Source organism: Clostridium sp. MSJ-8, from assembly GCF_018918325.1.
Taxonomy (GTDB): Bacteria; Bacillota; Clostridia; order Clostridiales; family Clostridiaceae; genus Clostridium.
On sequence record NZ_JAHLQH010000047.1, the window covers coordinates 22,463 to 43,599 of the forward strand.

The 21,137-nt window shown below is 31.0% G+C and carries 10 protein-coding genes; all 10 read left to right on the forward strand.

What is annotated here, in order from left to right; translation table 11 throughout:
- Positions 1-15: 15 nt before the first annotated feature.
- The 10 genes from KQI77_RS10515 to KQI77_RS10560 all read left to right on the forward strand — a co-directional run bounded on the left by KQI77_RS10515 (position 16) and on the right by KQI77_RS10560 (position 21,132).
- Complete coding sequence (locus tag KQI77_RS10515) at positions 16-3,681, forward strand: alpha-amylase family glycosyl hydrolase (protein WP_216390387.1); 3,666 nt, start codon at positions 16-18, stop codon at positions 3,679-3,681.
- A 105-nt stretch (positions 3,682-3,786) separates the two neighbouring features.
- Positions 3,787-7,293 carry an alpha-amylase family glycosyl hydrolase gene (locus KQI77_RS10520; RefSeq protein ID WP_216390388.1) on the forward strand — a complete coding sequence of 1,169 codons (3,507 nt, stop codon included), beginning with the start codon at positions 3,787-3,789 and terminating at the stop codon, positions 7,291-7,293.
- A gap of 96 nt (positions 7,294-7,389) precedes the next feature.
- Entirely contained in the window at positions 7,390-10,962 is a 3,573-nt protein-coding gene (gene pulA / locus KQI77_RS10525) for a type I pullulanase (RefSeq protein WP_216390389.1), read from the forward strand.
- A 188-nt stretch (positions 10,963-11,150) separates the two neighbouring features.
- Entirely contained in the window at positions 11,151-13,313 is a 2,163-nt protein-coding gene (locus tag KQI77_RS10530; protein ID WP_216390390.1) for a triple tyrosine motif-containing protein, read from the forward strand.
- Between the two features lie 221 nt (positions 13,314-13,534).
- On the forward strand, positions 13,535-16,819 hold the full coding sequence (locus tag KQI77_RS10535) for a triple tyrosine motif-containing protein (protein ID WP_216390391.1): 3,285 nt from the start codon (positions 13,535-13,537) through the stop codon (positions 16,817-16,819).
- Positions 16,820-17,064: 245 nt separating this feature from the next.
- Positions 17,065-17,667, forward strand: coding sequence for a zinc dependent phospholipase C family protein (locus KQI77_RS10540; RefSeq protein WP_216390392.1), 603 nt, complete (start codon positions 17,065-17,067; stop codon positions 17,665-17,667).
- A 20-nt stretch (positions 17,668-17,687) separates the two neighbouring features.
- Positions 17,688-18,842: a cell wall metabolism sensor histidine kinase WalK gene (locus KQI77_RS10545; protein WP_253289433.1), complete on the forward strand. Its 1,155-nt coding sequence runs from the start codon at positions 17,688-17,690 to the stop codon at positions 18,840-18,842.
- Positions 18,843-18,857: 15 nt separating this feature from the next.
- Positions 18,858-19,568 (forward strand): response regulator transcription factor, encoded by a 711-nt coding sequence (locus KQI77_RS10550; protein ID WP_216390393.1) that lies wholly within the window; start codon positions 18,858-18,860, stop codon positions 19,566-19,568.
- Between the two features lie 98 nt (positions 19,569-19,666).
- A complete protein-coding gene (locus KQI77_RS10555) occupies positions 19,667-20,566 on the forward strand; it encodes a DUF368 domain-containing protein (protein ID WP_216390394.1) in 900 nt (299 codons plus the stop codon).
- 14 nt (positions 20,567-20,580) lie between these two features.
- Entirely contained in the window at positions 20,581-21,132 is a 552-nt protein-coding gene (locus KQI77_RS10560; protein WP_216390395.1) for a phosphatase PAP2 family protein, read from the forward strand.
- The last annotated feature ends 5 nt before the right edge of the window (positions 21,133-21,137 follow it).

A 21,137-nucleotide genomic window follows, 5' to 3' on the forward strand; every position in this document is an offset into this window, starting at 1 on the left:
CGTAGGGGGGATCACATGAACAGTAAAAAACTAAAAAGAATTGTAGCAATGGCAACAGTAATGGCAACATTTCTAACAAATAGTGTAGTAAGTGCAGCTACTACAACAGCAACAACTACAACTCAAGAAGATGAAACAGCAACATCTACAACTAGCACTAATTCGAATGTATTAAATGTTAATGTAGATGATAACGGAGTAGTGAACTATTCACTTCCAGCATCAAAAACAACTGATAGAGAAAACTTACCTTTCTCATGGGATAACGCATCAGTTTATTTCTTAATAACAGACCGTTTTGTAAATGGAGATAAATCTAATGACCATTCATATGGAAGATCAGTTGGAGAAGCAGATGCTGCTAATTATGAAAACAGAGAAGGAACTTTCCATGGTGGAGATTTAAAAGGTTTAACACAAAAGATCGAAGAAGGCTACTTCGATGATCTTGGAATTAATGCTATTTGGTTTACAGCTCCATATGAACAAATACATGGTGCTTTAGCAGGATCAGGTTTTAAACATTATGCTTATCATGGTTACTATGCATTAGATTTCTCAGAAGTAGATAAGAATATGGGTACTGCTGAAGATCTTGAAAACTTCGTAGATACAGCTCATGAACATGGCATAAGAGTAGTAATGGATGTTGTTATGAATCACGTTGGATATGCAGATCCAGTTACTGCTAATGAATATGGCTTTGGTAAGCTAGCATCTAATTGGCAAGACATTTATTATAATTGGAGTGAAAAGAGCTACAAGTGGTATAACGATTATGCTGGTGAAGCAGCTAATAATGGTTCGACAGGTATGATGGTATACGACGGAGATTGGACTTCTAACTGGTGGGGAACTGATTGGATAAGAGCAGTATCTACTAGATTTAAAGGATATGAAGGATCAGAAAATGGAGATGAAATAACATTGTGTTCATCAGGACTTCCAGACTTAAAGATGGAATCTTCTAAAGAAGTTTCTTTACCACCTATATTAGTTAATAAGTGGAAGAAGGAAGGAACTTATGATGAAAAAGTAGCTGATTTAAATAAGTGGTTTGCTTCAACTGGTAGAAGTAGAACAGTTAGCAACTATGTTGTAAAATGGTTATCAGATTACGTAAGAGATTATGGTATAGATGGTTTCAGATGTGATACAGCTAAACATATTCCATTATCTTCATGGAAAGCATTAGATGAAGAATGTGAGAAAGCATTAAAAGAATGGAGACAAAATAATCCTACTAAAGCTGGTGCACAATGGACTGATGATTTCTGGATGACTGGTGAAGTTTGGAATAATGGTTTAGGAAATAATAAAGAATATTATTCAAATGGATTTAATTCATTAATTAACTTTGGATATCAAGGAGCAGCATTCTCAAGCTACTCAGGCTTAGAAGGAACTTATTCAAGCTATGCTAATACTATTAATTCGGATTCAAACTATAATGTTTTATCATACATTTCATCACATGATAAAGGATTATCAAGAAATACAACAGAAAATATGATTAAAGCTGGTACAGATTTATTATTATTACCAGGTGGAATTCAAATATATTATGGTGATGAAACTAATAGAAAAGCAGTAGGAAGTAATACAGAGCAAAGTTGGAGAAGCCAAATGAATTGGGATTCAATAGATACTACTGAATTAGCTCACTGGCAAAAGGTTGGTACATTCAGAGCTAACCATATATCTGTAGGTGCTGGTACTCATAAACAAATATCTGCATCACCTTATACATTCAGTAGAGTATATGATAAGAATGGCGTATCAGACTCAGTTGTATGTTCATTACCAGGAACAGCAGGAACTTATGATGTTCAAGTTGGAAGTGTATTCTCAGATGGAACAGAAGTAAGAGATGCTTATACAGGTGAAAAAACAACAGTATCTGGTGGAGTTGCAACATTTACTTGTGACAAGAATGGAGTAATATTAGTAGAAGCTACTGGAAAAATAGATGAACACACATTAGGAATTAATCCATCAAGTGATACAACTTATACAACTGATACAACAGAAGTTAAATTAAGTTGTGGATCTAAAGTTGACGGTAAGTATAGTATAAATGGTGGAGCAGCTAAATCATTTGCTGATGGAGATAAGATTACAATTGGTAAAGGATTAAAAGATGGAGCTAAAACTACTATTACAGTAACAGGTACAGATAAAAAATCATGTGGTTGTGGTGCTAAAATAGAAAGTAAGACAATTGTATTAACTAAGAAAGTTATACAATATGATGAAGGAACATTATATGTAAATGGTAATTGTAAATGGAGTGGACCAATGTATGCATATATCTATGATGAAAGTGGTTCAACAGTTAAAGCTCCAGCAATATGGCCAGGAGTTCAAATGACATTCAATAAAGAAGAAAATAGATATGTATTAGAATTACCAGATGAATATAAAACTGCAACAACTCAAGTAATATTTTCTAATGGATCAAACCAATATCCAGCAACTAGACAACCAGGTGAATATTATGTAGTTGGAAAGGCTATGGTATTTGATGGAAGTCAAATTAGTTTAGTTAATCCAACTGAAGATTCAGTTGATATTGTACCTGGAACAGTTACAACATCAAAAGTTTCTCCTCAAGTAAAGGGAACATCAATAACTATTAAAACTACTGAAGCAACTGGAGGATCAGGAAACTTCACTTATGAATTCCAAGTTAATGGAAAAACTATAAAAGATTACTCAACATCATTAAGTGCAACATGGAAACCAACAGTAGCAGGTAATTATACAATAACAGTTAATTGCAAGGATTCAGATGGAAATATAGCTGCTTCAGAAGCTATAGATTATAAGATTACTAATCCATCAACAACTTTTGAAATGACTGAATATGGAATAGATAAGACAGTAGTAAAAGCTGGAGATAAGGTAACAATGTCAGCTAATGCAACAGGAACAGGAACAATAAAATATAGATTTGTAGCTCAAAAAGAAGGAAAGACAACATTTTCTAAAGCATATTCAACTACAAAATCTGTAACATGGACACCAAGTGAAGCAGGAACTTATAAATTAACATTTAAAGCAAAAAACGAAGCAGGAAAAGAAATATATAAAATAGCTTACTGTGAAGTAAAAGAAAACTCAACAAAATTAACAATTGCATCAACAAATATAAGTGAAGAAAATGGTACAGTTGGAGATAATATTAAATTGTCTATGACAGCAAGTGGTGGACAAGGCAAAGTACAATATAGAATCGTAGCACAAAAGGATGGAAAGACAACTTTCACTAAAGCATATTCAAGTACTAATACAGCAACATGGACACCAAGTGAAGCAGGAACTTATAAATTAACATTTAAAGCAAAAGATGAGACAGGAAAAGAAATATATAAAGCAGTTTATTATGAGGTTCATGAAGCAGCAGGGCTTAAGATAAACTCAGTAAAATTATCAAAAAATTCTCCTCAAGCAGCAGGAACAAGCATTAAAATAACTGTAGATGCTCAAAGTAGCAATGTAGTTTACTACAAGATGTGGGCATATAAAGTAGGCGGAGATTGGTCATTAATAAAAGACTTCTCAACTAAAAATACAGCAACATGGAAACCAACAGAAGCAGGCAATTACTTCATATGGGTTGATGCTATGGATAGTACAGGAGAAGTTACAAGTGAAATGGTTACATTCACAGTAAAATAATAATAAAAGGAATAGACATATAGGAAGGCATCAATAATAGATGCCCTCCTACTATTCAATTAATAAAAAATACTCTAAAAATAATTAATATGTAAGGGGGACATTATGGGTAATTTATCTAAAAAACTTGTAAGTATAGTTACTTCAATAGCTATATCTTCAGGGTTATTTTTATCAAGTGCACCAATTTATACACAAGCTGCAACAACAGAAACAGCAGTTACTGCTTCTAATTCTTCATCATCACTTCAAGCAGATAAAATAGAAGATGGTGTAATATTACATGCATGGTGTTGGTCATTTAATGAAATAAAAAATCATGTTAAGGAAATAGCAGATGCAGGATATACATCAATTCAAACATCACCTGCTCAAGCATGTAGAAAGGGAGAAAGTTGGAATGATACTAGCTTAAAGAATACAAAGGATAATCCAACATGGTATTATCATTATCAACCAACATATTATACATTAGGAAACTATCAATTAGGTACTGCAGCAGAATTTAAAGCAATGTGTGAAGCTGCTCATGAATATGGATTAAAGATTATAGTTGATATTGTAGGAAACCATTTGGCAGATATAAAAGGAAGTACTAGTGGATATGTTGACAGTGAACTAGCAAGTCATGTTCATCATGCTGGTACAATTACAAATTGGTCAAATAGATATCAAGTAACTCAAGGTAATGTAATTGGAATGCCAGATTTAGATACAGGTAATTCAGTGGTACAAAATAAAATGATTAATTATCTAAATGAATTAGCAGATGCAGGAGCTGATGGATTTAGATTTGATGCTGCAAAGAGTATAGAATTACCAGAAGAAACTGCTTCAGGAGCAGTAACTAGTACTTATTGGACTAATATAATAAAAGCAATAAAATCAAAGAATCCTAATGCATTTATATATGGAGAAGTATTACAAGGTGATGAACCAGGTACTAACTTCCCAGGCTATGCTAAATATATGAATGTTACAGCAAGTACTTATGGATGGTATGTAAGATCAGCTGTAGGATATGAAGTATGGGAAAATGGAACTTTAGATGGTAATAATAATCATACAGGTAAGGTAACTCCTACTGTTAGTAAAGGATTAGTTGATAAGTATATGGAAGGTCAAGTTGGAGATGGAAGCATTCCTAACAGTAAGTTAGTATCTTTCGTTGAAACTCATGATACTTATGCTAATGAAGGAGCAACAAGATGTTTATCTCAAAACCAAATACAATTAGCATGGGCTATGGTAGCTGGTAGAGAAGGTTCAGTACCTCTATTCTTCAATAGACCAACATCTCAAAGCTTTGGTAATGATTACATTCATCCACAAGGAGAACCATATAAAGATGTAGGACAAAGTGGTTCAGATGACTATAAACAACAAAATGTAGTTGAAATGAATAAATTCCATACATTAATGGAAGAGAGCAATGCTGGAGAATCAGTAGAAGCTATTAACAATAATAATATAATGAAAATATCTAGAGGAAACTTAGGTCTTGTATTAGTTAATGTTTCTACATCTAGCCAATCAGTAAGTACATCAACTAATTTACCAGATGGTACTTATACTAATAAAGCAACTTATGGTGGTACATTCACAGTATCAAACGGAAGAATTACAGGAAACTTACCAGCATCATCATTTGCTGTATTATACAAAGCTGAAGAGCCTATTACAGTTCCAACACCAACAATATCTCAAGAAGGTGGAGATTTTACAGGAGATTCTTTAACAGTTACAGTTGGATTAAAGAATGCTACATCAGGAACTGTTAAGGTAGGTAGCAAGGCAGCAGAAAAATTCACAAGCAGCAAGCAAGTTGTAATAGGTAAAGATTTAGCTGAAGGCGAATCAGTTACTGTTGTTTTAACTGCAACAGATGGAAAAGATACTACTACTAAAAAGTATACATTTACTAAAAAACCAACTCCAGTATTAACTGATGATGTATATTGCCAATTACCATCAGGATGGGGAAGTACATTATACTGCTATGCATATAATAGCACAGGCAATCTTGCTAAATGGCCAGGAAATAAAATGAATAACCTTGGAAATGGATTATATAGTTATGATTTACCAGATGGTTGGGAAGGATATATAATATTTACAGATGGAAATGGTAACCAATATCCAGGATCAGGATTACAAGGCTTAACTTATACAGCTGGAAGTTGTTATAAATATGAAAATGGAAAATGGGAAGAATACAATAAAGCATTAACATTATCTTCATTAAACGCAAGTGCAACAGATGTAGATGTAGCTACAGAAGTAACATTTACAGCTGCAGTATCAGGTGGAACTGCACCTTATACTTATAAATATACAGTTTCAAAAGATGGAGCTTCTGCAGTATCAATGGGAACATCAACAGATGGAACTATAAAATGGACACCATCAAAAGCTGGAACTTATACAATCAAATTAGAAGTTACAGACAAAGCAGGTGCTAAGGTTAGTAAAACAGTAGAAGTAACAGCAAGAGTTAACGAAGAAAAACCTTGTATAGACTCTGTAACAGGAGTAGAATCTAATGGAAATATTACTTATACAGTAAAAGCTTCAGGTGGAAAAATAGGAACAAACTTATTATTCTATAAATTCTACATTATAGATTCAAAGGGAAATGTTACAGTAGGACAAAATTATTCAACTAATAATACATTTACTACTACTTCAACTAATAAGAAAATAAGAGTTGAAGTTGAAAACTCAATGAATGAGAAAGTATCACAAGATTATGAATACACAGGAGAAACTCCTTCAAAATTAGATCTTACAATTGCAACTAACGTATCTTCACCTAGAAAAGTTAATGAAACAATCAAAATAACAGGAAAAGCTACAGGCGTTCAAGGAGATGCATTATATCAATTCATAGTAATTAATGGAAAAGATAGAAAAGTTATTCAAGGTTTTAAAGCTAATAATACTGTTTCATGGACACCTAGTAAAGCAGGTACTTATACAATTTATGGTAAAGTTAAAGATGACAATAATAAGATTGTAACTAAGTCAATGAAATTTACTATAGAAGAAAATAACACTAACTTAGAATTTAAGAACGTTTCAGTTGATAAGAAATCTCCAATAAATGTAAGCGAAGCGGTTACATTTAAAGCTGTAGCACAAGGACAAGGGGCTATTAACTATAGATTTGTAGTACAACAAGGTAGCAAATATGTATTTACTCAAGCATATAGTAGTAAGAATTCAGCAACATGGACTCCAACTACAGCAGGTACATTTAAAATTACAGTAAAAGCTAAAGATTCAACAGGAAAAGAAGTTATTAAAACATTTAATTATACAGTTAATGCAACTAGTGAACTAGAAATAACTTCATATAAAGTTAATCTTGCTTCACCACAACCAGTTGAATCATTATTGATATTAACTATGGCTGCAAAAGGTGGTAATGGAGATTTAACTTATAGATTTGTAGTACAAAAAGGTGGCAAGAATGTATTTGTACAAAATTATACAAGTAATTCAAGAGCAATATGGGTTCCAAGTGAAGCAGGAACTTATAAGATTTATTACAAAGTAAAAGATGCTTCTGGAAAAGTAGTACAAAAATCAATGTCATATGTAATTAAATAGTTATTAGACATTAAGGTTGAGCCCTTTATATAGTGTATAAAGGGCTTAACTGTTAAATAGACATAAATATTACAATATACGTAGGGGGAAAATTAAATGAAGGGAAGAAAGTTTATTGCGTCTGTTGTTACAGCACTTATGATGACTTCTGTATTTACTAATTTACCTATAAATGTACAGCAGGTATCAGCAGCTGCTGATTATTCATATTTAGACGCACAAGCATATAGTGGAACAGATTTAGGATGCACATATACAAAATCAAAAACAACATTTAAGGTATGGGCACCTACAGCAAGTAAAGTTCAATTAAGAAGATACACTACTGGAAGTGATAGTGAAGCAGGTGCAAAAATTATTGCAACAGAAGATATGACTAAAGGAAGCAACGGAGTTTGGTCAATTCAGATAACAGGTGATATAAAGAATCAATATTACGAATATTTAGTTACACAAAATAATGAAGTAAATGAAACAGTAGATATATATGCAAAAGCAGTAGGTGTAAATGGAAATAGAGGAATGGTAGTAGACTTGGATAGCACAGATCCAGCTGGATGGGATAATGATACATTTGTTAAATGTGAAGATCAAACTGATGCTATAGTATGGGAAAGCCATGTGAGAGATTTTTCTATAGATCCAAATTCTGGAATGAAGAATAAAGGAAAATATCTTGCTTATACTGAAAGAGGAACTACTCTTAATAATGCAGGAAAGACTAAGACTGGATTAGACTATCTTGTAGATTTAGGTATAACACATGTTCAATTAACACCAGTATATGATTATGGTTCTGTTGATGAAACAAAATTAGACCAAGACCAATATAACTGGGGTTATGATCCAAAGAATTATAATGTTCCAGAAGGATCTTATTCTACAAATCCTTATGATGGAAATGTAAGAATAAAAGAATTTAAAGAAATGGTTCAATCATTACACAGTGAAAATATTGGGGTTATAATGGATGTTGTATACAACCATACTTATGCTACAGAAGAATCATGGTTTAATAAGACTGTTTATGGATATTATTATAGACATAATAATAAGGGATTTGCTAATGGATCAGGCTGTGGTAATGAAACAGCAAGTGAAAGAGCAATGTATCAAAAATATATGATAGACTCATTAAAATATTGGATGACAGAATATCATATAGATGGTTTTAGATTTGACCTTATGGGAATACATGATGTAGATACTATGAATTTAATTAAGCAAGAATTACAAAAAATTAATCCAGATGTTGTTATATATGGTGAGCCATGGAGTGCAGAAACTGTTGCAACATCAAAACCAACAGCTCTTCAAAGCAATATGGGATTAGTTGATGCAGAAGTTGGTGCATTTAATGATAAGATAAGAGATGCAATAAAAGGAAGTTGCTTCAATGCTAATGCAACAGGCTTTATACAAGGTGCATATGGATATGAAGAAGCTATTAAACAAGGAATTCAAGCTAATACTTCAGTTGCATCAGGTAATAAATGGTCTAAGCAACCATCACAAACAGTAACTTATGTTTCGGCACATGATAACTATACATTGTATGATAAATTAATTAAGTCAGTTAAAGGTGGTAGTGGCTATGATAATTATTATGATGATTTAGCTGCTATGAATAAATTAGCTGGTGGTATAGTTCTTACTTCTCAAGGTGTAGCATTTATGCAAGCTGGTGAAGAATTTGCAAGAACAAAATATGGTGAGGGTAACAGTTATAATTCTGCTACATCAGTTAATCAATTATCATGGAATAGAGTAGAACAATTTTCTAGCATAGTTAATTACTACAAGGGATTAATTGCAATAAGAAAAGCATATTCACCATTTACAGATCCAACTAATACTTCTAATAAGACAATATACTTCTCATGGGGAGCAAGTTGCCCATCAGGAGTTGTAGCATATACAATGCAAAATAAGTTAAATCCAGATAATGAATGGAATTATGTTGCAGTTATTCACAATTCAAATGCTAGTAGTAAACAAGTAACATTACAATCTGCATCAACTCTACCAGGTAAGTGGGTTGTTATTGCAGACGGACAAACTGCTGGTGTTGAAAAATTATCAGAAGTTAATAGTAATACAATAACAGTTCCTGCAAGAAGTACTATGGTGTTAGTAGATTCAACAAGCTTCTATGCTCATCCTGTTAATGAAAAAGGAACTGTAGTAGTTAAATATGTAGATGCCAAAACAGGAAAAGAAATAGCAACTTCTACTACAAAGAAAGGTAATGTAGGTGAAAAATATACTACATCTCCTATAGATATAGAAGATTATGTATTATCAGAAACTCCAAGTAATGCTACAGGTATTTATGTAGAAGGAACTACAACAGTAACATATAAATATACTCCAGATACAACTCCAAAGGGAACTGTAACAGTAAAATATATAGATAAGAGTACTAATAAAGAAATAGCAGATTCAACTGTATTAACTGGTAAACAAGGAAAAGCCTATACTACAACTGCTAAAACTATAAAAGGATATACTTTAGATGAAACTTCATTACCAAGTAATGCGAGTGGAGTATATACATCAGGTAATCAAACAGTAACTTATTATTACAATGAAAAGGTAACTAAGAATTTAACAGTACATTATTATAATGCTAACAATTATGGAACTGTTTATTTATATGCATATGATAAGCCAGGTGATGGTGCAACTGCTTATGTAGGAAAATGGCCAGGAACAAAGATGGCTGATGAAGGTTCAGGATGGTGGTCATATGAAGTTGATGATCATGAAGAAGGATATATAATATTTAACAATGGAGGGACACTTCAAGAACCAGCAGCAAAACAAGATGGTTATATAGCAGAAGGTGAAGTTTGGATAAAAAATGGTGTAGTATATGATCATAATCCAGATGTTAAATATGGAAAAGTAATTGTAAAATATGTAGATAAAGCAACTAATAAAGAAATAGCAAAATCAACAACTATGACAGGAGTTGTTGGAAAACAATATACAACTACAGCAAAGAATATTGATGGATACAAATTATCAGTAAAACCTTTGAATGCTACAGGTTTATATACATCTTCAGATATAACAGTAACATATGTATATGCAAAAGAAGAAATTGCAGAACCACTTAAAATAACATCTACTAAAGCAACATCAAAAGATAATTATGTTGGAACAAAGATAACACTATCAACTACTTCAACTGGTGGGGTAGGTACACTTAAATATAGATTTGTTGTAAAATCAGGAAGCAAATATGTGTTTACTAAAGATTTCTCAACAGCTAAGTCAGTATCATGGACTCCAACTGCAGCTGGAAATTATACATTGTATTATAAAGTTCAGGATGAAGCAGGAACAATAGTATATAAGACTGCAAAAGTTACAATAAAAGAAAAACCAGTAGAACAGTTAGCAATTAATGATTATTCTGCAAATATATCATCTATGGGAACAATAAAAATAGGAAGATTTGTTATAAGTGCTACTGGAGAAGGTAATTTACAATATAGATTTGTTGTACAAAAAAATGGTAAGAATGTATTTGTACAAAAGTATTCAGATAAGAATTATTCATTATGGATACCAGAAGGAGCTGGAACTTATAAGATTTTCTTTAAAGTTAAAGATTCTACAGGCAAAGAAATATATAAGACAAAGACAGTAACTGTTAAATAGCTAATATAAATAAAGAAGAGGATAGTAGTCATTCTCTTCTTTATTATAAAAAATGTTATAAAAAATTTATAAATTTAAATTTTTAGTAATTTTATTAAAAAAAGGTTTACATAAATGTTTGAAAACGTTATAATATTATTGTAATAAAATGTTGTATTTATTTTTTGAAGATAATAGGGGGGATTCATATGAAGAAATCAACTAAAAAGTTGATTAGCCTAGTTACAACAGCAGTTGTAGCGTCAGGATTATTTACGTCAATATCAGGAGATGTAACTGCTAATGCAGATACAGGATTAGAATCAATATTAGATAATGGTTATTATGCTACTAACCCAAATGGTGGTGTAGGTAAGAATAAGACAATAACAATTGATGGAAGTTTTAGTGATTGGTCAGAAGATATGCTTATAGCACAGGGTGTTGCTAACGATGATCCACGTGCATTTAGAGGATGTCATGAAGGACCAGTTTATGATAGTTATGCGTTATATGCTGCATGGGATAACGATAACTTATATTTAATGTGGCAATTTGTAAACGTTACTGATGTAGTCGCTCCAGAACAAGGTTATCCTATATCAGATAATGGTAAGCCATGGAATGGTAATATGCCTATAATGTTAGCACTTGATACAGGTAGTGGAGATTATACTGATGGTACAGCTTCAGATGGTAAGTCAGTATGGGGATTGAATACAAACTTTACTACTAATGTTGATAAAGTTGTATGTTTTTCATCTAAACCAGGTGTAGGTGAACCAGCTATATTCTCAAGTGTTAATGGTAAGCTTGATTATGGTACTTGTTTATCATTCAAGGATGCAGGTGTACAATACAAATATGGAGATGGCTTCTTAGGTTCTACTCTATATGGTATAAACAATAATGGATTTAAAGGATATGTACCATCAGATTTAGCTAATCCTTCAGCTGATTGGGTTAACATGTTAGACAAAGGACACAGTACTAGTCAAGATACAATGTATGAAATGTCTATTCCATTAGATGCTTTAGGTATCTCAAAAGATTACTTAGAGAATAATGGTATAGGTGTTATGCAGATAAGTACATTTGGAGCATCTGGAATGAATTCAGTTCCTATGGATCCAACATTCTTAGATAATGCTACAAAAGCATATAGTGCTGATGATTCTACTTCAGGTGAAAAGGAAGATGTAGATAATGTAACAGTTCCATTAGCTAGAGTAGGTAAGGAAAGTGGAGGAGAAGTAACTAATCCTAAGATATCTTCATTAACTGCAAACAAAACATCTGTTAAAGTTAATGAATCAGTTAAATTTACAACTGCAGCTTCAGGTGGTACAGGATCTCTATCATACAAATATGAGATAGATGGAAATACTGTAAGAGATTTTTCAAGTGCTTCTTCATATACTTGGACACCAACTAAAGAAGGAACTTATGATGTAAAGGTAACAGTAAAGGATTCAAATGGAAAACAAGCTACTAAGAATATGAGTTATGTAGTTGAAAAAGAAGACGAACAAGTAGAATTAACATTAGATAGCTATAAGACAAGCTTAGCTAGTCCACAAGAAATTGGTAAGAGTATCGTATTAAGTGCTTCAGCTACAGGTAATGGAACAATAAATTACAGATTTGTAGCACAAAAAAATGGTAAGACAACATTTGCACAAGCTTTTTCAACTAAGAAAACAGCAACATGGACTCCAACTGAAGCAGGTACTTACACACTTTATTTTAAAGCAAAAGATTCAACAGGCAAAACTGTATCTAAGACAATGAAATATACTATAAAAGAACCACAAGTAACATTAGCTATAAAATCAGCAACAACAGCTGTTAAGAGCCCACAAACAGTAGGTACAGCTATTAAGATGAGTACTGTTGCTGAAGGACAAGGAACATTAAAATACAGATTTGTAGCTCAAAAGAATGGTAAAACAACATTTGTTAAAGATTACTCAACTGCAAGTTCAGTAACATGGACTCCAACTGAAGCAGGTACTTATAAATTAACATTCAAAGTAAAGGATTCTACTGGAAAATCAGTTTACAAAGTAGTTAATTATGTAGTAGAAGAATCACAAGAACTTAAGATTAATTCAATAAAAACTAATTATGCTAGTCCTCAAGCAGCAGGAAAAACAATAAAGATAACTGCTAATGCAAGTGGAGCAAAAAATTTACAATATAGATTCTGGGCATATGATAGATTTGGCAATTGGACAGTTATACAAGATTTCTCATCTAAGAATTATGTAAATTGGAAAGCAGCATCTGAAGGAAATTATATTATATGGGTAGATGTAAAAGATTCAAATGATAATTGTGAAAGTAGTTTCATCTCTTATGTAATTAAATAGAAGATTATAAAAAGAACTGTTGGATTTGTTTTTTAAGATCCAACAGTTCTTTTTATTCTAAAGAAAATTATATAATGTAAATTAGATATTAATATAAAAAGTAAATTATACATAAAAAATATATAAAGTTCAAAAAAAATTCAAAAATATATTGTAAAGGTTATCACAATATTGTATAATAATTCTAGTAATGGTTTACCATATTAAGGGGGATATAAATTATGGTTAAGAAATCTAAAAAATTTATAAGTATTGTTATGACATTAGCTGTAGTGTCGGGATTTACATTTACGTGTATTCCTGCATATGAAACAAAAGCTGCTACATCTGTTTCAGTAAATGAATCTGAAACATATAGTAGTAACATAATGACAGCTATACAAAGTGAAACAACAACATATTTAGGAACTAATTATGGGTTATGTGATAATATTCAAGATGGTACAATTCTTCATTGTTGGTCATGGTCATGTAATACAATAAAAGCTAATATGAAGGATATTGCGGAAGCGGGATATACAGCTGTACAAACTTCTCCTATTAATAATATTAATGAAAGTTGTACAACAATGAAACTTATGGGGAATTCAGATGATGGTTCTGATGGAGCATGGTGGTGGTATTATCAACCCACTAATTGGAAGATAGGAAACTATGTATTAGGTTCTAGGGATGATTTTAAGGCTATGTGTGCAGAAGCAGAGAAGTATGGTATAAAAGTCATAGTGGATGTTGTACCTAACCATACTACTGGTAACGGATCTAAAGTAAGTCAAGAATTAATAAATGTAGCAGGAGGTTGGGATAAGTTATATCATTCTGGATATAATCAACCAATAAATGATTATAATGATAGATATCAATGTACATTACATGGATGCTCTAATGGTGGATTATATGATGTTAACACAGAAAATCCTGATTTCCAGAAGTATTTTGTTGAATATTTAAATGATTGTATTGATTGTGGAGCTGATGGTTTTAGATATGATACAGCAAAACATATAGGATTACCTTCTGATCCAGTTGATTCTAGAACATCTGCAAATGGTTGGCGTAATAACTTTTGGTCAGTAGCAACAGGTAAGGAATCTGTAGGGGGAGTAACATTAAAGGATAAGGATAGAATCTTCAATTATGGTGAGGTATTACAAGATAGAAATTGTAAGGAAACAGAATATGCACAATACGTTAGCTTAACAGCTAGTTCATATGGTGATAAATTGAGAGATAGAATTAGAAACAAGAGTTTTAATTCTGGAGATTTATTAGACTGGAGCCATCCAACTAATAATGGACGTAAATTAGTTACATGGGTTGAGTCACACGATACTTATTGTAATGAAGGTGCATCTGCATGGATGAATGATTGGCAAATCAGAATGTGTTGGGCTGTAATAGCAGCTAGAGAAGATGGAACACCTTTATTCTTCAGTAGACCAGATGGATCTAATGGATGGTCTAATAGATGGGGTAAAAATGTATTAGGAGCAAAAGGTAATGATCAATTCAAAGATCCAGAAGTAGTAGCAGTTAATCAATTTAGAAATGCTATGGTAGGCCAAAATGAAAATATGACAAACTATGGTAGTAATCAAGTATTAGCAATAGAACGTGGTACAGGAAAAAATGCTGGAGTTACAATTATTAACTTAGGCGAAGATAAGAATTTAAATGGTACATCATCTAATTTAGCAGACGGAACATATTACGATAAAGTTTATAACCAAAAATTCGTAGTATCTGGAGGAAAGTTTACAGAAGGAACTGCCAAGGGTGGAAAGATAACAGTATTATACGAAGGAAAAAATATAAGAACAATTCTTAAAGCTAGTAAGGAATCAAGCACATTTACAACAGATTCAATAGATATAACATTAAGTGCTCAGAATTGTACTAATGCAAAATATAAAATAGGCGATAAAGCTGCTGAAGCATTTACAGATGGACAATCGATAATTTTAGGTTCAGAATTAAAAGATGGAGAATCAATTAAGTTAACATTAACAGCAACTGATGCAGAGGGTAATCCTATTACAGAAACATATACTTATAAGAAAAAAGTTGTAGTATATAATGCAGGATATTTATATGCTGATAAAGTAAGTGGTTGGGGTGATATGTATGCATATGTGTATAATGAAAGTTCAGGATCTGCAACTAAAATAGCTGAGTGGCCTGGAGTTAAGATGACATATAATTCAGAAGTAGATAGATATGAATACAAATTACCAGAAGAATATCAAACAGCAAAAACTCAAGTAATATTTACAGATGGAAATAATCAAGTTCCTGCATCTAGAGAACCAGGCAAGTATTTTGAAGCAGGAAAGGCAATGCATTTTGATGGAAAATCAATAGCATTAGTAAATCCTACAGAAAATAAGATTATAAAATTATCAAGTGATGCTATATCATTTGACAAAGTTTCACCACAAGAAGAAGGAACAGCTATAAAGATTACTACTGCAAGTGCAACTGATGCTATAGGAACAGTATCTTATCAATTTGAGATAAATGGAGAAGTTGTTAAATCTTATTCATCTTCAAAAACATTTAATTGGACTCCTAACGAAGCAGGTAACTATACAATAAAAGTAATTGCTAAGGATTCAAAAGGACAGGCATCTGCAACAGCAAGTTATAAAATCACAGAAAAGATAGTGGTTTCAAAGCCAAAATTTACAAGCACAACTATAACATCAGATAATACTAATGTTGGAACTCCAGTTAAAATATCAGCAAATGCTACTGGTGGAGAAGGAACATTAAAATATAGATTTGTAGTACAAAAATCAGGGAAATATGTATTTACTCAAGATTATTCAACTAAGAAGACAGTAACATGGACACCAAAAGAAGCAGGAACTTATAAAGTTTATTACAAAGTAAAGGATGGAAATAATTCTGTTATAATGACAACTAAAACTTATACAGTTAAGTCAAATCCTATAACAATAACTCCATCTACAAGCGTATCTGAAGGTAAGGTTGGTGAAGTAGTAAATTTAAGTGTTGCTATAAATGGAAGCACATCAGGATTACAATATAGATTTGTAGCACAAAAAGATGGAAAAACTACTTTTGCTCAAAATTATTCAACTAAGAAGACAGCAGCATGGACACCAAAGGAAGCAGGAACTTATAAATTATACTTTAAAGTAAAAGATTCAGCAGGAAAAATAACAACAAAAACTATGAGTTTAGTTGTTAAGGATGCTAAGCCAGTATCTTTAACAGATGTTAAGTTTAGTAAAGAAAGTCCACAAGCAGTTGGAACTACAATAAAAATAACTGCAACAGGAAAATCTTCAGCTGATAATGTAGTATACTATAAAGTAAGTGTTCATGAAGGCGTAAATGGATGGAAAACATTAAAGAATTATTCTACTACAAACTATGTTAACTGGAAACCATCAACTAAGGGAACAGCTTATGTAATGGTTGAAGTTATGGATAGTGCAGGGGATTATGATTATCAAATGATTCCATATACAGTTAAATAGAATTTTAATAATTAATATCAAATATTATATGTTTTCATAAATAGCATAATTTCATTAAGGATTTCTAAATATAAAAAAAATTAAGTTAGCTAAATGTTGTAAACTCATTAATGTTCAAACAGTACAACATTTTAAATGCTAACTTAATTTTTTTTATTACTTTTCTTCTTTAGAATTTGTTTAGAATTTATAGTTAATTTTATTTAAGTATCTAATGTACTATAACCATTAAAGGAGTGGTTAGTATGAAAACTATAGATCATAAAATACTTGCAAAGTATGTTATTAAAGAAGCTAATGTTAAATTGCCATATATATATGAAACTGCATTTATAATAGGAAATATTGAACCTGATAAAAATATTTTTACTTATTTACATGGCATTATTAAAGGAAAGAAGTTTAGAGGACATAATTATAATAATATATTGCCTATTATGAGAAAGATTTTTAATATTTTAAAATCTAAAGAAAGGTTTAGTGTTAATGACTATTATAAGTTAGGAAAACTAATGCACTATATAGTAGATTCTTTTACATTTCCACATAATGATATTTTTAAAGGATCATTAAGAGAGCATTGTAAGTATGAACAAGAATTACATGAAGAAATGTTTAATGAGTTAGATTATTATAGCAATTTACATGTTAGTAATAGTATAGAAGAATTTAATGATATAGAAAATTTACATGAAAAATATATAGAAACAGCAGGAAACAAAATGGTAGATTATAGTTTTATATTTACAGCTATACAAGTAATATTACAAACTATTGCAGAAAAGACATATTTGTATACTAATATGGAGTCTTGTTCTTGTACTGAGGTGAGTTATAATAGAAATTAATAAGGGAGGAATATATTGCTATGAGAAAAAATACAGTAAGGCGTAGAATATTTATATCAAATGCAATGGTGGTATTAATAACGTTAGTTTTTATGATATTAATTAATATAGGAATTGTTAATATATATGCAGAATCTATTGAAAATGAATGGAAACAATCTATGGAAAAAATTATGAATAAAAATCAAATGGAAGAGATGTTAGAAGATTGGACTATTCATAGAAATTCTTTTGTTATGCTTATGGTATTAGATGGTGTTCTTTGCATAGGAACATTAATTGTAGTTAGTAATTTATTTACAAGAAATCTTACTAAACACATTTGTGCACCATTAGATAAGTTAGAGGATGGGGCGAATAGAATGAGAAAGAATGATTTGAGTAATAGAATAATATATAAAGGCGATGTTGAATTTGAAAATGTATGTGAAGCATTTAATGATATGCAACAACATATTTTAGAAGAGCAGGAAAAAAACAAAAAATATGAAAAGGCAAGGACAGATATGATTGCAGGAATATCACATGATTTAAAAACACCATTAACTGCAATTAAAGGTACTATAAAAGCAATGATGGATGGAGTAGTAACAACACCTAAACAACAAGAAAAATTCTTAAAGACTGCTTATAGGAGAGCTGGAGAAATGGATATTCTATTAAATCAGTTATTCTATATTTCTAAACTTGAAACTGGTAATATGCCTATGAATTATACTATTATAGAAATAGGATCATTTATTAATAGTTATGTTAAAGGTAAGAAAGAGATTATAGATTCATCAGAAATAGATATAGAAGCAGTTACTAATGATGTTAATGAGAATGTTTATGTGGATCCAGAACAATTACAGAGGATATTTGATAATTTATTAGAAAATAGTAAAAAATATGGGGATAAGAAGCCCCTACATATTAAGTTATCATTACAAAAGAAAGATAATATAATATGTATATCTTTTGCTGATAACGGAAATGGAATAGCAGAAGATAAGTTACCGTATATATTTGATGAATTTTATCGTGGAGATGAATCAAGAAATCAAAAAGATGGAAGCGGTTTGGGATTATACATTGTAAAATGTTTAATAGAAGATATGAAGGGCAATGTGTATGCAAAGAATGAAGAGGGCTTAATTGTATATATGGAGTTACCAATAAAAGATAAAGAATAAGGAGTATATAAGAAAGTGTCAGATAAAAAGAGAGTTTTAATTGTAGAAGATGATGAAGACATTAGTATGATAGAAGAAGCATATTTAGAGTCAGCTGGATTTGATACAGAGATTATTTCTGATGGAAAAGAAGTAATTAATATTTTAGAAAAAGAAAAGTTTGATTTAATATTATTAGATTTAATGTTGCCAGGGAAAAGTGGCTATGAGGTATGTAGAGAAATTAGAGATAAGATAGACATTCCAATTATAATGGTTACTGCTAGAACAGATTCTGTGGATAAAATAAGGGGCCTAGGTTTAGGGGCTGATGATTATATTGCAAAACCATTTGATCCAGCAGAATTAGTAGCTAGGGTAAATGCAAATATGAGACAATATGATAGAATAAAATCTAATTCTTCAGAACAAAAAGAAAAAGAATCAAAAGAAATAGTAGTACAAGATTTAAGAATTATGGTTAATAGTTGGAAAGTGTATAAAGGTGATAAGGAAATAAAACTTCCTAACAGAGAATTTGAAATATTAGAGTTTTTGGCTAGAAATCCCAATGTTGTTTTTTCAAAAGAACAGATATTTGAAAAGATATGGGGATATGATTATACTGGTGATAATGCTACTGTAATGGTTCATATAAATAGAATAAGAGAAAAGATTGAAGATGATAGTAAGAACCCAAAGATTATAGAAACTGTATGGGGAGCAGGGTATAGATTAAATAAATAAAATTTATATATTAATTTATAATTTATTTAGAAATTAACCTCCTAGTGTTTAATGTGAGTTGGTAATATAACCACATAAACAAATAGGAGGTTTTTTATATGTTAAAAGAAGCAATTAATGGATTTTGTATGGCGTTGGCAGATAGTGTACCAGGAGTATCAGGTGGAACAGTAGCATTTATTATGGGGTTTTATGATAAATTTATTGGAGCTATTAACAATTTAGTATTTGGCAATAGAGAGGAAAAAAAATCATCAGTATTTTACCTTATTAAATTAGGTATAGGATGGGTATTAGGCATGATGTTAGCTATTATTGCACTTTCGGCTTTGTTTGAAAATCATATATATGAAGTAAGTTCATTATTTATAGGATTTATTGCAGGAGCTATCCCACTAATTATAAAAGAAGAAAGGGAAGGATTTAAAGAAGTTAGAAAAGGTATCTTATTTGGTGTATTAGGAGTTTTATTAGTAGTTGGAATAACATTTTTAAATGGTTTTAGTAGTGATGCATCAATGGATTTAAGTAATTTTTCCATTGGATTGGGTATTAAGTTATTCTTTATAGGAATGATTGCAATATCAGCTATGTTTTTACCAGGAATATCTGGTTCTACTTTACTTCTTATTTTTGGAGCTTATATACCAGTAATTACAGCTGTAAAAGGTATTATGGCATTTAATTTTAAGTATATTCCAGCAATTATGTTTTTTGGATTTGGTGTGTTATTTGGTGCGATAACTGTAGTAAAAGGAATAAAAATTTGTCTTGAGAAGTTCAGAACTCAAGCTTTATATTCAATACTTGGAATGATGATTGGATCTTTTTATGCAATTATTATGGGACCTACAACATTAAAAATTCCTAAAGCTCCACTTGGAATTGAAAATTTTAGTATTATTGCTTGTGGTGTGGGTATTTTACTAGTAGTCGGAATGCAGATGGTAAAAGATATAAATAATAAAAATGCAATTAAGATAGTAAAAAATAGATAGAAAGAAGTGATAATATGGGGGTTGAATTAAGAATTCTGGATATAATACAAACTATACACAATCCAATATTAGATAATATTTTTGTATTTATAACTAAGCTCGGAGATGTTGGATTTATATGGATAGTACTAGCTGTAATTTTGGCTATAAGACCAACAACTAGAAGATGTGGAATTGTAATGCTAATATCGTTATTATTAGATGTAGTTATATGTAATGGACTTTTGAAGAACATAGTAGCACGTACTCGTCCTTGTGATGTTAATAATTCTATACAATTATTAATACCAAAACCTCATGATTATTCATTTCCATCAGGACACACATCAGCTTCGTTTGTAGCTGTAGCTTCAATTTTTTTATCAGGACCTAAAAAGATGCAAAAACCCGTGTTATTGTTAGCTATATTGATTTCATTTTCTCGCATGTATTTATATGTACATTATCCTACAGATGTTATAGGAGGAGTGATAATAGGTCTTTTTATTGGATATTTAGGTAACATTATATTAAAAAAGTTATTGCTAATTAAAGAAAATAAAATACAAGAACATTTAAGAAAGTAATATTT